Origin of the sequence: Citrifermentans bemidjiense Bem (assembly GCF_000020725.1) — a bacterium.
GTDB classification, from domain to species: Bacteria; Desulfobacterota; Desulfuromonadia; order Geobacterales; family Geobacteraceae; genus Geomonas; species Geomonas bemidjiensis.
In genome coordinates, this window is sequence record NC_011146.1 from 591,839 (window position 1) to 606,628 (window position 14,790).

At 62.0% G+C, this 14,790-nt stretch carries 10 protein-coding genes; 9 read left to right on the top strand and 1 reads right to left on the bottom strand.

Annotated features, from left to right (window positions below; all coding sequences use genetic code 11):
• Positions 1–4 precede the first annotated feature (4 nt).
• The 9 genes from ftsW (at position 5) to GBEM_RS02460 (ending at position 11,584) form a co-directional block, all read left to right on the top strand.
• Positions 5–1,087 carry a putative lipid II flippase FtsW gene (gene ftsW / locus GBEM_RS02420; protein ID WP_049762705.1) on the top strand — a complete coding sequence of 361 codons (1,083 nt, stop codon included), beginning with the start codon at positions 5–7 and terminating at the stop codon, positions 1,085–1,087.
• Positions 1,084–2,160, top strand: a complete 1,077-nt coding sequence (murG, locus tag GBEM_RS02425) for an undecaprenyldiphospho-muramoylpentapeptide beta-N-acetylglucosaminyltransferase (protein WP_012528927.1) — start codon at positions 1,084–1,086, stop codon at positions 2,158–2,160. The genes ftsW and murG overlap by 4 nt, the downstream gene beginning before the upstream one ends.
• 172 nt (positions 2,161–2,332) lie before the next feature.
• Positions 2,333–3,718 carry a UDP-N-acetylmuramate--L-alanine ligase gene (gene murC / locus GBEM_RS02430; protein ID WP_012528928.1) on the top strand — a complete coding sequence of 462 codons (1,386 nt, stop codon included), beginning with the start codon at positions 2,333–2,335 and terminating at the stop codon, positions 3,716–3,718.
• 2 nt (positions 3,719–3,720) lie between these two features.
• Entirely contained in the window at positions 3,721–4,623 is a 903-nt protein-coding gene (gene murB, locus GBEM_RS02435; RefSeq protein ID WP_012528929.1) for a UDP-N-acetylmuramate dehydrogenase, read from the top strand.
• Between the two features lie 215 nt (positions 4,624–4,838).
• Complete coding sequence (locus tag GBEM_RS02440; protein WP_012528930.1) at positions 4,839–5,756, top strand: D-alanine--D-alanine ligase; 918 nt, start codon at positions 4,839–4,841, stop codon at positions 5,754–5,756.
• 68 nt (positions 5,757–5,824) lie between these two features.
• Complete coding sequence (locus GBEM_RS02445) at positions 5,825–6,649, top strand: cell division protein FtsQ/DivIB (RefSeq protein ID WP_012528931.1); 825 nt, start codon at positions 5,825–5,827, stop codon at positions 6,647–6,649.
• A 17-nt stretch (positions 6,650–6,666) separates the two neighbouring features.
• Positions 6,667–7,902, top strand: a complete 1,236-nt coding sequence (ftsA, locus tag GBEM_RS02450; RefSeq protein ID WP_012528932.1) for a cell division protein FtsA — start codon at positions 6,667–6,669, stop codon at positions 7,900–7,902.
• A 112-nt stretch (positions 7,903–8,014) separates the two neighbouring features.
• Positions 8,015–9,175 (top strand): cell division protein FtsZ, encoded by a 1,161-nt coding sequence (ftsZ, locus tag GBEM_RS02455; protein WP_012528933.1) that lies wholly within the window; start codon positions 8,015–8,017, stop codon positions 9,173–9,175.
• 339 nt (positions 9,176–9,514) lie between these two features.
• A complete protein-coding gene (locus tag GBEM_RS02460) occupies positions 9,515–11,584 on the top strand; it encodes a GAF domain-containing sensor histidine kinase (protein ID WP_012528934.1) in 2,070 nt (689 codons plus the stop codon).
• Between the two features lie 6 nt (positions 11,585–11,590).
• On the opposite strand, the gene GBEM_RS02465 is transcribed toward GBEM_RS02460, so the two are convergent.
• Positions 11,591–14,680: a DNA polymerase III subunit alpha gene (locus GBEM_RS02465; RefSeq protein ID WP_012528935.1), complete on the bottom strand. Its 3,090-nt coding sequence runs from the start codon at positions 14,678–14,680 to the stop codon at positions 11,591–11,593.
• Positions 14,681–14,790 lie beyond the last annotated feature (110 nt).

A 14,790-nucleotide genomic window follows, 5' to 3' on the forward strand; every position in this document is an offset into this window, starting at 1 on the left:
CGACATGATCGTGCTGCTGATGGCGGTGATCCTCACCTGTTTCGGTGTGGTCATGGTCTATTCGGCGTCCTCCGTGATGGCGGCCAAGAAATTCCACGACGGTTTCTTCTTCCTGAAGCGCCAGTCCCTCTACGCCCTGATGGGCTTCGTCGGGATGGCGCTGGCGATGCACGTCGACTACCACGTCTGGAAGAAATACGCGGTGCCGCTATTTCTTGGCTGTTTCGTACTGCTCGTCTTGGTGTTCGTCCCCGGCATCGGCGGGACCGCCAAGGGGGCCTCGCGCTGGATCAAGCTCCCCTTCTTCAACTTCCAGCCCTCCGAGCTCGCCAAGGTGGCGCTCATCATCTACATGGCCTATTCGCTGGAGAAGCGGCAGGACAAGCTGAAGCAGTTCATGGCGGGGTTCTTCCCCTACATGCTGATACTCGGTGTCTTCATCGCGGTCCTCTTGGCGCAGCACGACATGGGGGCCGCGCTCACCATGTTCGCCGTCGCCATCATGATGCTCTTCGCCGCCGGAACCCGGGTGCAGTACATCCTCGGGATGGGGCTCATAGCGCTTCCCGGCATCGTCTACCTGGTGGTCACCAAGGCCTACCGCATGCGCCGCATCACCGCCTTCCTCGACCCGTGGCAGGACCCGACCGACACCGGGTTCCAGATCATCCAGTCCTGGCTGGCGCTGGGGACCGGCGGTTTCTTCGGGCAGGGGCTGGGCGAAGGGAAGCAAAAGCTTTTCTACCTTCCCGAGGCGCACACCGACTTCATCCTTTCGGTCCTGGGGGAGGAGATGGGGTTCATCGGTGTCATCGTGATCGCCTGCATGTTCCTCGTGCTGGTGCAAAGGAGCATCCGGGTGGCCATCGCCGCCGAGGACAGCTTCGGGCGCTTCCTCGCCTTCGGCATCGCCGTGCTCTTGGGACTTGAGGCGTTCATCAACATGGCGGTCGTGACCGGGATGCTCCCCACCAAGGGGATTGCGCTTCCCTTTTTGAGTTACGGCGGTTCGTCGCTCATCATCTCCCTCACCGCGGTGGGGGTCCTCCTTAACGTATCGACCAGAATGAGGGGGAACCCGGCATGAGGCTCATCATCGCAGGCGGCGGGACCGGGGGGCATCTCTTCCCGGGGATAGCGGTCGCCGACGAGTTCCTGGCGCGCAGCCCCGAGAACGAGGTTCTTTTCGTCGGCACCGAGCGCGGTATCGAGGCGCGGCTCCTGCCGAAGCTCGGCTACAAGCTGGCCCTCATCTCGGCAAGCGGTATGAAGGGGATGGGGACCATCAAGAAGATCATGAGCGCGGGGCGTCTGCTCTACGGCTATTCGCAGTCGAGAAAGATCCTGAAGGAGTTCCGTCCCGACCTGGTGTTGGGGGTCGGCGGCTACGCCTCGGCACCCATTGTCCTCGCGGCGCGCGGCATGGGGATCAGGCGCTTCATCCATGAGCAAAATGCGTTCCCCGGCCTCACCAACAAGGTCCTAGGGCGCTTCGTGGACGGCGTCTTCATCTCCATGCCCGAAGCAGAGAGCTTCTTTCCCAAGGAGATGACCCAGATGACCGGGAACCCGATCCGGAAGGAGATCCTCTGGGGGTTCCAGGAGCGGGTGCGGAGCATCGGGGACACCTTCAGCATCCTCGTCTTCGGAGGGAGCGCCGGCGCCCAGCGGGTCAACAGCGCGCTTTTGGAGGCGCTGCCGCATCTGGAGGGAGTGAAGGGGAAACTGAGGATCACGCACCAGACCGGCGAGAAGGACGCGGCCCGGGTGCGCGAGGGATATCAGGCCCAGGGGTTCCAGGCCCAGGTGCTCAGCTTCATCGACGACATGTCCGCGGCCTACGGCGCCGCCGACCTCGTCGTCTGCAGGGCCGGTGCGACAACCATCGCCGAGGTCACCGCCTGCGGCAAGGGGTGCATCTTCATCCCCTTCCCGTATGCTGCCGACGACCACCAGAGGAAAAACGCCGAGTCGCTGGTGCACAAAAACGCCGGCGTCATGATCCTGGAAGAAGATCTCACCGGCGAGCGGCTGGCGGCGAAGATCCTCGAACTGATGGAGCACCCAGCCGAGCTTGCCGAGATAGAGAAGAACGCCCGAGCCCTGGCCCAGTTAGACGCAGCCCAGGCCATCGTCTCGGCTATGGTGAGTAAAAACTAAGGGCGAGATAAAGATAAAGATAAAGATAAAGAAAAGGCTTGAGGGCCTGAGAGTGGTTCGAGACAACGAAGGAAGTGGCTTTGAGACATTGACGATAGAGCGAGGTTGAGAAGCTAGGGTTTTACTCAATCTTTATCTTTATCTTTATCTGCGACCGAAGGGAGCACAGAGAGTGTACGGAAAAATAGAGAGAATACATTTCGTCGGCATCGGCGGCATCGGGATGAGCGGCATCGCGGAGGTGCTCCTGAACCTGGGGTACAAGGTTTCGGGATCGGACCTGCGTGGCTCGGAGATCACCCAGCGGCTGGAGAGCCTGGGAGGCGAGATCTTCTTCGGGCACGCCGCCGAGAACGTGGCGAACGCCGACGTGGTGGTCATCTCCAGCGCCGTCCACGACGACAACCCCGAGGTGGTCGAGGCGCATCTGAGGCTGATACCGGTGATCCCACGTGCCGAGATGCTGGCCGAGCTGATGCGCATGAAGTACGGCATCGCCGTCGCCGGGACCCACGGCAAGACCACGACCACCTCCATGGTGGCGACCATCCTCTCCAAGGGGGGGATCGACCCGACCATCGTCATCGGCGGCAGGCTCAACTCGCTTGGCACCAACGCGAGGCTGGGACAGGGACAGTTCCTGGTGGCCGAGGCGGACGAGTCGGACGGCTCTTTCCTGCTCCTCTCCCCCACCATAGCCGTGGTCACCAACATCGACGCCGACCACCTCGACTTCTACAGCGGCATCGAGGAGATCAAGGACACCTTCGTCGAGTTCATCAACAAGATCCCCTTCTACGGGCTTGCCGTACTCTGCCTGGACAACGGCAACATAGCCGACGTCCTGCCCCGGGTGAAGAAGCGCTTCACGAGCTACGGCATGTCGGCCCAGGCGGACTTCAGGGCCACCGACGTGAAGCTCTCTGGGTTCTCGACCAGCTTCGTGGCGCATCACAAAGGGGTGCGGCTGGGAGAGATCACCTTCTCCATGCCGGGCGCCCACAACGTACTGAACGCGCTGGCCGCGATCGCCGTGGCCATGGAGCTGGACATCCCGTTCGAGACCATCCAGGAAGGTTTCGCCGGGTTCGGCGGGGTGGGGCGCCGCTTCCATCTGAAGGGGGAGGCCAACGGCATCATGGTGGTGGACGACTACGGGCATCACCCGACCGAGATCAAGGCGACCTTGGGCGCCGCCAAGGCAGGCTTTGCCGAGAACCGTCTGGTCGTCGTGTTCCAGCCGCACCGCTATTCCAGGACCAAGGAGCTCTTCGAGGAGTTCGTCAAGGCGTTCCACGACGCCGACGTCCTGATCCTGACCGACATCTATCCGGCGGGGGAGGCCCCCATCGAGGGGGTGACCGCCGAGGCGCTGGCAAACAGGGTCCGCAGGCACGGCCAGAAGGACGTCACCTGGATCTCCGACCGCGACAAGCTCTGCGAGCACCTGGAGCGCGTGCTTGCTCCCGGCGACATCCTGCTGACCCTTGGGGCCGGCAACGTCTGGCAGGTGGGAGAGACCATGCTGCTGCGGTTGAAGGCCGCGAAGGAGAGCTGAGGTTGACACGGGGCGAGCTCGAACAAGCGGTCCAGGGGGTGCGCGGCACGGTCAAGTGGGACGAGCCGATGTGGCAGCACACCTCCCTTAAAGTCGGGGGTCCGGCGGATCTTTACTTCGAGCCCGCCGATCTGCCCGACCTTCACGAGACCGTGGAGAAGCTCCTCGCCGCGAAGATCCCTTACCTGGTGCTGGGAGGGGGGTACAACCTGCTGGTGCGCGACGGCGGCATCAGAGGGTGCGTCATCTCGCTCAAGAAACTGGACACCCTGGAGATGCAGCCGGGCGCGAGACTCGAAGTGGGCGCGGGGGTAACCAACTCCACCCTCTGCCGCTTCGCCGCCGAGCATTGCCTTGGGGGGATGGAATTTCTCAGCGGCATTCCCGGAAGCTTCGGCGGAGCGCTCACCATGAACGCCGGCGCCCAGGGTGGCGAGACGCTGCAGCGGGTCGAGACGCTCATCACTTTGCGTGAGGGAAAGCTCTTGGTGCGCAAAGCCGCTGAGCTGGAATTCGGTTACCGCTACTTGAGGCTTTTGCCGGGAGAGATCGTCCTGGGGGCGAAGCTCAGGCTCGAACCTGCCGAACGCCGCATCATCGAGGAGCGGATGCAGGCCAACATCGCCAGAAGAAGCGGGACGCAGCGGGTCACCTATCCCAATGCCGGGTCCTTCTTCAAGAACCCGTCGGGGCGGCACGCCTGGGAGCTGATCGACCGGGCCGGCATGCGCGGCGTCACCGTCGGCGGTGCTCAGGTCTCAGAGGCGCACACCAACTTCCTGGTCAATCGCGGCGGCGCGTGTGCCGCGGACTTCACTTCGCTCGCGGCGCTGGTGAAGCTGAGGGTGAAGGAGACCAGCGGCGTCGACCTCGAGGAAGAGGTCCGCCTGGTAGGCGAAGAGTAGAAAATTAAGGTGAACTCTCCCCTCCCTTGACGGGAGGGGCAGGGGGTGGGTGAAGCCGCACGGTATGGGAATGATGGCACCTTCCCCCACCCCCTAACCCCCTCCCGCAAGGGGAGGGGGGATCAAGAGCGTCTTTCCCCGGAAGAACCTTTGAAAAAGGGGGGAGGGGCGTTGGCGGATGGTTCTTGTAATAGATGAACCGAAAGGATTGGGCGATGACGGTAGAGGAGCTGAAAAAGAAGAAGATCGCGGTGCTGATGGGTGGACTTTCCGCCGAGCGCGAAGTGTCCCTCAACAGCGGCAAGGCGGTCCTTGCCTCCCTGGTCAAGCAGGGTTTCCGGGCGGTGGGGATCGACGTCGGTCGCGACCTGCCGCAGCGGCTGGCCGAGGAGCAGGTGGAATTGGCCTTCATCGCGCTGCACGGCCGCTTCGGCGAGGATGGCTCGGTCCAGGGACTCCTGGAACTGATGGGCATCCCCTATACCGGCTCCGGGGTACTTGCCAGCGCCCTCGCCATCGACAAAATAGCTTCCAAGGTCATCTTCGCCTCCGCCGGGCTGAAGCTCGCTCCCTACCAGGTGCTGCGCCGGGGCGAGGAGCTCAAGCTAGCCAACCCGCTTCCGGTCGTGGTGAAGCCTTCCCGCGAAGGCTCCTCCGTCGGAGTCGGCATCGTGCGCGACCCTTCCCGGATGCAGGCGGCGCTCGACGAGGCGTTCCGCTACGACTCCGAGATCCTCATCGAGGGTTTCATCGACGGTCGCGAAGTCCAGGTCGGCATACTGAACGGCAAGGCGCTGGGCGCCATCGAGATCATCCCCAAGGGGGAATTCTACGACTACGAGGCGAAGTACACCGACGGCGGCGCGCAGCACATCCTGCCGGCGCGCCTCCCCGAGGCGGTCTACGCCGAGGTGCTTCGTCAGGGTGAGAAGGCGCACGCGGCGCTGGGGTGCGACTGCTACAGCAGGGTCGACTTCCTGGTCACCGAAACGGGCGACTGCTTCCTCTTGGAGGTGAACACCCTCCCCGGGATGACGGACTTAAGCCTTCTTCCCGAGATAGCGGGGGGAGCCGGAATCGCTTTCGGCGAGTTGGTACTGCGCATACTGCAGGCGGCATCGCTGAAGATCTAGCTAGCGGCACGAGTAACCTGTGATGTTATTCAATGCTTCCATGACTCAACTTTTTTGACGGTAAAAAAATGCGCGATCTTCATGCCAAAAAACAGCGGGTGCCCCACAACAGGGTCAAGAAACCGCCCAAGGAACGTAAGCCCATCAACTGGGGCCCGATCCTGAAGTACGCCTCCAGGGGATTCGGCGGCGCCGCGCTCTGCGCCGGCCTCGGCTTCGGGGGATGGCAGATCTACAACCTGGTGTCGCGGACCACGCTGCTGCGGCTGGAGGCCATAGAGGTCTCCCCCCTGAAACGCGTCTCCCGCGAAGAGATCATCACCCTTGCCGGGGTGAGGCCCGGGGACTCGATGTTGAAGGTCGACCTGAAGACCGTGGTGGCGAGGCTTTCCAAAAACCCCTGGCTCGAGCAGGTCCAGGTGCGGCGCTACTTCCCGCACACGCTGTCGATAACCGTTTCGGAAAGGGCGCCGCAGGCGGTGGCCAACGTCGGCTGCCTCTATTACCTGGACGACAAGGGAGTGCTCTTCAAATCGCTGGTCGAAGGGGACCGGCTCGACTACCCCCTCATCACCGGTTTCACCGAGGAGGAGTTGGCACAGGACCCCAAGGGTTGCCAGGACGCGCTGAAAAACGCCCTGGCCCTGATCGACACCCTGAAGAAAGGGGGCGTCTTCAGCCTGGAGGACATCTCGGAGATCCATTACAGCAAGGGGTACGGTTTCACCCTGTTCACCATGCAGGGGGGGGTGCCGGTGAAACTCGGCAACGGCGGGTTCAGCGAAAAGCTGACGCGACTGGCCGGCATCTACAAGGAACTTCAGCCGCAGATGCAGGCGCTCGACTACATAGATCTTGATTACGCTGACAAAATCATAGTTAAAAAAGTGTAGGGGAAAAGGGAGGGAGCATGTCCACTAGAAGGGATAATCTCATCGTAGGGCTCGACATAGGCACTACCAAGATCTGCGCCATCGTGGGGAACGTGACTGAGGAAGGCATCGACATCGTCGGTATCGGCACCAGTCCGTCCAAGGGGCTCAGAAAAGGGGTGGTGATCAACATCGAGAGCACCGTCGCCGCCATCAAGAAGGCGATCGAAGAGGCCGAGCTCATGGCCGGCTGCGAGATCAAGTCGGTCTACGCGGGGATCGCCGGCGGCCACATCAAGGGGTTCAACTCCCAGGGCGTGATCGCCATCAAGAACCGCGAGGTCTCTCCCGAGGACGTGAAACGCGTCATCGAGGCGGCGAAGGCGATCGCCATCCCGATGGACCGCGAGGTGATCCACATCCTCCCCCAGGAATTCATCATCGACGACCAGGACGGCATTCGCGAGCCGCTGGGGATGAGCGGGGTGCGCCTGGAAGCGAAAGTCCATATCGTCACCGGCGCCGTCGCGAGCGCCCAGAACATCGTCAAGTCGTGCAACCGGGCAGGCCTCGAGGTCGCCGACATCGTCCTTGAGCAGCTCTCCTCCTCCGAGGCGGTGCTCTCCTCCGACGAGAAGGAACTCGGCGTGGCCCTGGTCGATATCGGCGGCGGCACCACCGACATCGCAATCTTCGTGGACGGCGCCATCAAGCACACCTCGGTCCTTTCGCTTGGGGGGAACCACCTGACCAACGACATCGCGGTCGGTCTCAGGACCCCGATGGCCGAGGCCGAGCGCATCAAGCAGAAGTACGGCTGCTGCCTCTCTTCGCTTGTGGGCAAAGACGAGACCATCGAGGTCCCGAGCGTCGGAGGGAGGAAGCCGCGCATCCTTTCCCGCCAGCTGCTCTGCGAAATCCTGGAGCCGCGCGTCGAGGAGATCTTCACCCTGGTGAACCGCGAGATCGTGAAGAGCGGCCTGGAAGATTCCATCGCCTCCGGCGTGGTCATCACCGGCGGTTCCACCATCCTCGAAGGGATGCCGGAACTGGCCGAGCAGATCTTCAACCTTCCGGTGCGCCGCGGGCTTCCGCAGCGGATCGGCGGACTTACCGACGTCGTTAATTCGCCGGTTTACGCGACCGGCGTCGGCCTTGTCGTCTACGGCAGCAAGAACGTCGGCGTGCACGAGTTCCCGACCCAGCAAAGCGACGAGACGGTCTTCCGCAGGGTGAGCCGCAGGATGAAGGATTGGTTTGGAGAATTTTTTTAAAATAAACACAAGATGTAGTGATTTAAGGCTTCCATTACACAACTAAACGTAGTATAAGACCGGCTAATATTTTTTTTAGCCACCGCCGGGGGGCGCGACCAGGGAGGAGTTCATGTTTCACTTCGATGAGAGCATCGATCAAAGTGCGAAGATAAAAGTGATTGGCGTTGGCGGATCCGGCGGGAATGCAGTCAACACCATGATGAGCGTGGGTATCGCGGGGGTCGACTTCATCGTCGCCAACACCGACGCCCAGGCGCTCAGGATGTCCAAGGCCCAGGTTAAGATCCAGATCGGCACGGAGCTTACCAAGGGACTCGGGGCGGGCGCCAACCCGAACGTCGGGCGCGACGCTGCCCTTGAGGACAGGGACAAGGTCCACGAGGCGCTGAAGGGCGCGGACATGATCTTCATAGCGGCCGGCATGGGCGGCGGCACCGGCACCGGTGCGGCGCCTGTCATCGCCGAGGTTGCTCGCGAGCACGGGGCTCTCACCGTGGGCGTGGTCACCAAGCCGTTTTCCCGCGAGGGGCGCCAGCGTTTGGCCAAGGGCGAGGACGGCATCAAGGAGCTGAAGAAACATGTCGACTCCCTGATCGTCATCCCCAACGACCGTCTGCTCGGCCTGGCCGGGAAGTCCATGTCCATCCTCGACGCCTTCAAACCCTCCGACGACGTGCTGCGCCAGGCGGTGCAGGGCATCTCCGACCTGATCACCCAGTCCGGCCTGATCAACGTCGACTTCGCCGACGTGAAGTCGATCATGAGCGAGCGCGGCATGGCGATGATGGGCATCGGCATCGGCTCCGGCGAGAACCGCGCCATCGATGCCGCCGTCAAGGCCATCTCCAGCCCGCTGCTCGAAGACATCGACATCTCCGGCGCCAAGGGCGTTCTGGTCAACATCTCCGGCTCCGCCTCCATGACCATGGATGAGTTCGACGCGGCCAGCAAGGTGATCCACGAGAAGGTGCACGAAGACGCGAACATCATCGTGGGTCTGGTCATCGACGAGACTCTGGGCGAGACCATCAAGGTCACCGCCATCGCCACCGGCTTCGGCGACCGTTTCGACCTGGAGAAAGGGCGTCACGAGATGAAGAGCGTGGCCACCATGGCCACCATGGTGAAGCCGGTCGAAAGCAGGCTGGAGATCCCGACCTTCATCCGCGAAAAGCAGCAGCGCGAGACCCAGGTGCGCCAGCGCAGCTTCCTCTCCGACGATGAGGATCAGTACGACATCCCGACCTTCCTGAGGAAGTCCGTAGACTAAGGCCCCCCCCTCCGAAAAAGAAGAAAAAGGCCCGGTCTCCGCAAGGGGAGCCGGGCCTTTTTGTGTTTTGGGGATGATTCCGGGGGAAGCCGCTCTTGGTCCCCCCTCCCGTCAAGGGAGGGGGGGCTGTATGCCCGGAATTCTTCTGGTTCCCAAGGTGGACCTTGGGAACGAGATTTTACGAGGACCAAGGACCAGGCGATGCTATTTCGTTCCCCCCTTTGCTCTTCGTTGCAATTTCGCCCCTAAAGAAAACGCGTAGTTTACCGATACGGGACAGTGGTCCTCATTAAACCAAAAGGACCACCGCCGGAAGCTTACGGCCAGGAACCTTGCCCGATGTCCGATCGACCACTTTACAACAGCAAGATAATCAACAACTTCGTCGCGCTGCTGAAGAAAAAGCATGCGGACGTGGACGTGCGCGAGCTTTTGAACTATGCGGAGATAAGCCCGTACGAGCTGAGCGACGAAGGGCACTGGCTCACCCAGCGGCAGGTCGACCGTTTCCACGACAAGATGTCCTATCTCCTGGGGGGCAAAGAACTAGCCCGGGAAGGAGGGCGTTACGCCGCCTCCGAAGAGGCATTGGGCGTGATGGCCAAGTACACCTTCGGCTTCATCGGGCCGGCCAACACCCTGGTCGCCATAGGCAAATGCGCCTCCAACTTCACCCGTTCCGCCGTCTATCAATCCCGCAAGCTCGCCGACAACAAGGTGGAGATCACGGTAACCCCCCATTCCGACGTGGAGGAAAAGCCTTTCCAGTGCGAAAACCGCATCGGCTTTTTCGAGGCGATCGTCCAGATGTTCGACCACGACATCCCCTCCGTCGAACACCCCGAGTGCATCTTCAAGGGGGGCTCCTGCTGCAGGTACATCGTCTCCTGGAAGAAGACCTGGGCCGGCAAGATCCGGTTGGTCAGAAACCTCCAGGTGCCGGTCGTGCTCGTACTCTACGGGGTGCTCCACCACTTCTACCGAATCGGGCACCTGGGCGAGATGCTGGTAGCGCTCGCCTTCATGCAACTGGGCGCGTCCTACCTCGCCGAGCGGCTGGAGAAGAAAGAGATACTCGCCACCCTGGCCGGCGTGCAGGAGTCGACGGAGCAGATGGTCGACCAGATCGGCGTCAACTACAACAACGCCCGGATGGTAAACGAGGTGGGGCAGGCCCTGAGCACGCAAAGCGGCATAGACGAGGTGCTGCAGAATGTGATCGGCGCCCTCGAGAAGCGGCTGGGGTATGACCGGTGCCTTATCATGCTGGCGGACAAGAACAAATCGTGCCTTAAGTTCCGCACCGGGGTCGGCATCAACGACAAGCAACTGAAAGCGCTGAAAAAGGCCTCCTTCGATCTCACCAACCCTGGCGCCAAAGGGGCCTTCGTAACCTGCTTCCGGGAACAAAGGACGATGTTCGTCGACTTTTCCGAGGTGACGCACATTCACTCCGAGCAGAGCATCAACCTCTCCGAGGTGCTGGAGGCGCAATCCTTCATCTGTTGCGCCATTGTCTTCGAGGGAGAGTCGCTGGGTATCCTGGCGGTGGACAACATGAAGACCCAGCGGCCGCTGACCCAAAGCGACATGAGCCTTTTGACCGGTCTCGCGCCGGTCATCGGCATGAGCCTTCGCAACGCCATGCACCTGGAGCGCGAAAGGAGGATGGCGGAGCAGATCAGGCAGTCGCAGAAGATGGAAGCCGTCGGGGTGCTGGCAGGAGGAATCGCGCACGATTTCAACAACCTGCTGACCGGTATGATCGGGTACGTCAGCCTGGCGCTGATGACCATTAAGGAGGAGGACCCCGCCACGAAGTACCTGGACCAGGTCGTCTCCGCCGCCGACCGGGCCGCCGACCTCACCCAGAGGCTCCTCGCCTTCAGCAGAAAGCAGATCAACCACCCGGAACCGGTGGACCTGAACCAGATCGTGAACAACGTGAGAAAGCTCCTGAGCAGACTGGTTACGGCGAAAATCGAGCTGAAGGTCGAACCGAGCGAGGGGATGTTGCCGGTGGTCGCGGATTCGAGCCAGATCGACCAGATGGTGATGAACCTGGTCACCAACGCGCGGGACGCCATGCCCACCGGGGGGACGCTGACCATAACCACCGAAGCGATGGAGCTGACCGAGGAGTGGGTGGAGTCGCACGGATACGGCAGTATCGGCTCTTACGCCGTTTTATCCGTCACCGACACGGGGACCGGCATGGACGAGGCGACCAGGGCCCACGTTCTCGAGCCGTTTTTTACCACGAAGGAAGTGGGGAAGGGGAGCGGGTTAGGTCTGGCCATCGTGTACGGGATCGTGAAGCAGCACGAAGGGCACCTGGAGATCTACAGCAAGCCTGGCGCAGGGACCACCTTGAACGTCTATCTCCCGCTCATTGCACCTGCGCCCTAGCTTCCCTCACCCGTCCAGAAAACCGACCCACTTCACCCTGAGCGTCGCCACTCCGAACTCCTCTTCCACTATCCCTTTGAGCAGGTAGGGGCGCCGCTGCGAGAGCTTCCGGCAGAACCTGGCGTAGACGTCCGGAAAGAAGGTGGCGTCGAAGATCGCCGTCACATCCTCGAACGAGATAAATTCCATCGGCCTGCCGTGCTTGTCCTCCACCGTCTTCGTGGTGATCCACCATCCCACCATGGTCACCCATTTTCCCGTGTGCTTGATCAATTCCGAAGCCTTGATCGGCCGGTGCCGTTGCCACTGCTCCTTGTACAGCGCCAGCGGGTGCCGCGACACCAGGAAGCCGAGCGCTTCCACCTCCTGCCTGAGCACCAGTTGCGCGTCATAAGGAGGAGGGTGCGGCAGCTCGGTCTTTTGTTCGAACAAAAGGGCCGTCGCCTGCTGCTGGAAGTGGAGCAACTCCCAAAGCAGCGTCGGGCGCTTCTCCTCCCCCTCCAGCGCGTCGAAGCAGCCGGCTTTTATCAGGCGCTCGGCATCGGCGCGCTGCAGCCGCGCCCGGCGCAGGAACTCCTTGAAAGAGGCGAACGCCCCGCGTTCCCGGCGCTCCTTTAAGAGCCGGTCCGCGCCGTCACGGGTCAGGCCGTCGATCTGCATCAGGCCGACCCTAAGGGTCTTCTCTTTGCCGGTGTAGTGGTACTCACTCTCGTTGATGTCCGGGGGGAGGATGGCAAGCCCCAGCCTGCGCCCCTCCGAGATGTAGGCGAACGGCGAGTAGTACCCCCCCTGGTTGGAAATCACCGCCGCGATGAACTGCGCGGGGTGGTGAGCCTTCATGTAGGCTGCCTTCCCGCTCAAGAGCGCGTAGCTCGCCGAGTGAGGTTTGCAGAAGGAATAGCCGGCGAAGGAGAGGATCTGGTCCCAGATTCCCAGCAGCACCTTTTCCGGGACCCCGCGCTCCGCGCCCCCTGCCATGAACTTGTTGCGGAAATCCGCCAGCCGCTTCTCGCGGTGCTTCTTGGTGATCACCTTCCTGAGCTGGTCCCCTTCGCTGGCGGAGAAACCCGCGAGCTCCATGGCGATCTGGGTGATCTGCTCCTGGTATATCGCTATCCCCAGCGTCTCCCCCAGTACGCTCTCCAAAAGCGGATGCAGGTGCGACCAGGGCTTTCCCTGGAGCCTCGCCACGTACTCCTGAATGAAGCTGTTCGCCGCGGGCCTGATGATCGACGACGCCTGCACCAGCACCTCGAAGAGGTCGTACCGGAAGGTCTCCGGCGGGGCGGTGCTGCTCCAGATCTTGCGCAGCAGCAGGCGCACCGAAGGGGATTCCAGGTAGAAACAGCCGATGGTGAGGCCGCGGCGCAGCAGGCTCTGCGTCCTCTCATCCTCCAGCGGGCGCCAGGTCGCGTAATCGATCTCCACACCCTTCTGCTCCTTCACCGCCGCCATTGCGTCGCGGATGACGGCGAGCGAGCGGTTCCCCAGGATGTCGATCTTCACCAGCCCCGCGTCCTCGGTCTGGTCCTTTTCCCACTGGATCAGCGGCAGCCCCTTGTGCGAGATTTCCACCGGGACGTACTTGCGGATCTCGTCGGGCACGATAACTAGCCCTCCGCAATGCAGCGACAGGTGGCGCAACTGCCCGTTCAGGCGCCGGGCCGTCGACATGATCTCCTGCCAGTCCGAGGAAAGCGACTCCCCCTTGAAGAGCGGGTGCCCGCTCATCGCAGCGGCGCTTTGCTCCGCGCGCCAAAAGCCAGAGATGCGCTCCGTCATCTCCTTGATCTCGTAGTCCGGCAGGCCGTAGACCTTGGCCACCTCGCGCAGCGCCGACCTCCCCTTGAAGCCCACCTGGTTCGCCACCATGGCCGCCCGCCTGGCTCCGTAACGCGCGAAGGCGAAGTCGAGGATGGCGTCACGCTCATCCCAGGGAAAATCTACGTCGATGTCGGGGGGATCGCTTCTCCCCTCGTTCAGGAAGCGTTCGAAGAAGAGGTTGTGCCGGATGGGGTCGACATGTGTGATCCCGAGGCAATAGGCGACCAGAGACGCCGCCGCGCTCCCCCTGCCGCAGGTTCTTTCCGACTGTTTGGTCAGTTCCTCCACCACCAGGAAGTAATGAGAGAACCCCTTGTCGCGGATGATCGAGAGTTCCTTGTCGAGGCGGGCCTGCACCCGGTCGGAGATACTGCCGTAGCGCCAGATTGCCCCTTGGCGAGCGCGTTCCAGGAGCGTTTCGAATGCCGCCTCCGTCCCCAGCTCCCGGAAAGCGGGAAAGATGGTGCTGGAGAAATTCCAATCCGTTTTGCAAAGCGAGGCGATGCGTATGGTATTTTGCAGCGCCTCAGGGCAATGCGGGAAGAACTCAGCCATCTTATCTGGCGGGTAGAGCGCGTCCGACTCCGCCGCCGTCATCTCCGGCGTAAGTCGCGAGAGCTTAGTGTTCAAATGAATCGCCCGCAGCACCCGATGCAGGTGGAAATCGTCGAGCCTGCACTCCGCTAGAGCGTTTGGTCCATTCCCCCTCTCCCTCTGGGAGAAGGTCGGGGTGAGGGCGTCCGAAGGAGGAGCCTGTCCGCCGTAGCGCGGAGCGCGCAGCACGGCCCTCGACGTCGCCACCGGCGGCAGCCTGAGATCCCTTGCCAGCGTCAGAGCGTTGTGCATGGAGTGTCCCGGCGAGAGTTCCACGAACAGCCCCTCGTCCGACTTCCGTTTGAGAGCGGCCAGGAGCTTCCGGTCGTCGCTCAACACGATGATGCCGCGCCGGTACTCCGAAAGTGCCGGGATGAGGTCGAAATTCTTTTGGCAGTGCAAGTCCGAGATGAGGCGGGAGATGTTGGCGTACCCCTCCTCGTTGCAGGCAAGGAGGACTGCCCGGTTGTCTGGTGTAACAGCCTCCGTGCCGATGATAGGCGAGATGCCCGCCTCCCGCGCCGCATCGAGGAAGCGCGGCACACCGTAGAGGCCGTTGCGGTCCGTGATGGCGAGCGTCTTGAAGCCTAGGGAAGCCGCGTGAGAGCAGAGCGTCTCAGGCGAGTGCACCCCCCAGTTGGGCGAGAGCGAAGAATGTGCGTGAAGATGGATGAACATATGTCACTAAAACCTTATAGGCTTTAACCACAGAGGACACAGAGGTACACAGAGGAAAATCTGAGGAAGGCAAAAGCAAAAAAGATCTTTTGGGGTTAACCCAAAGTCTT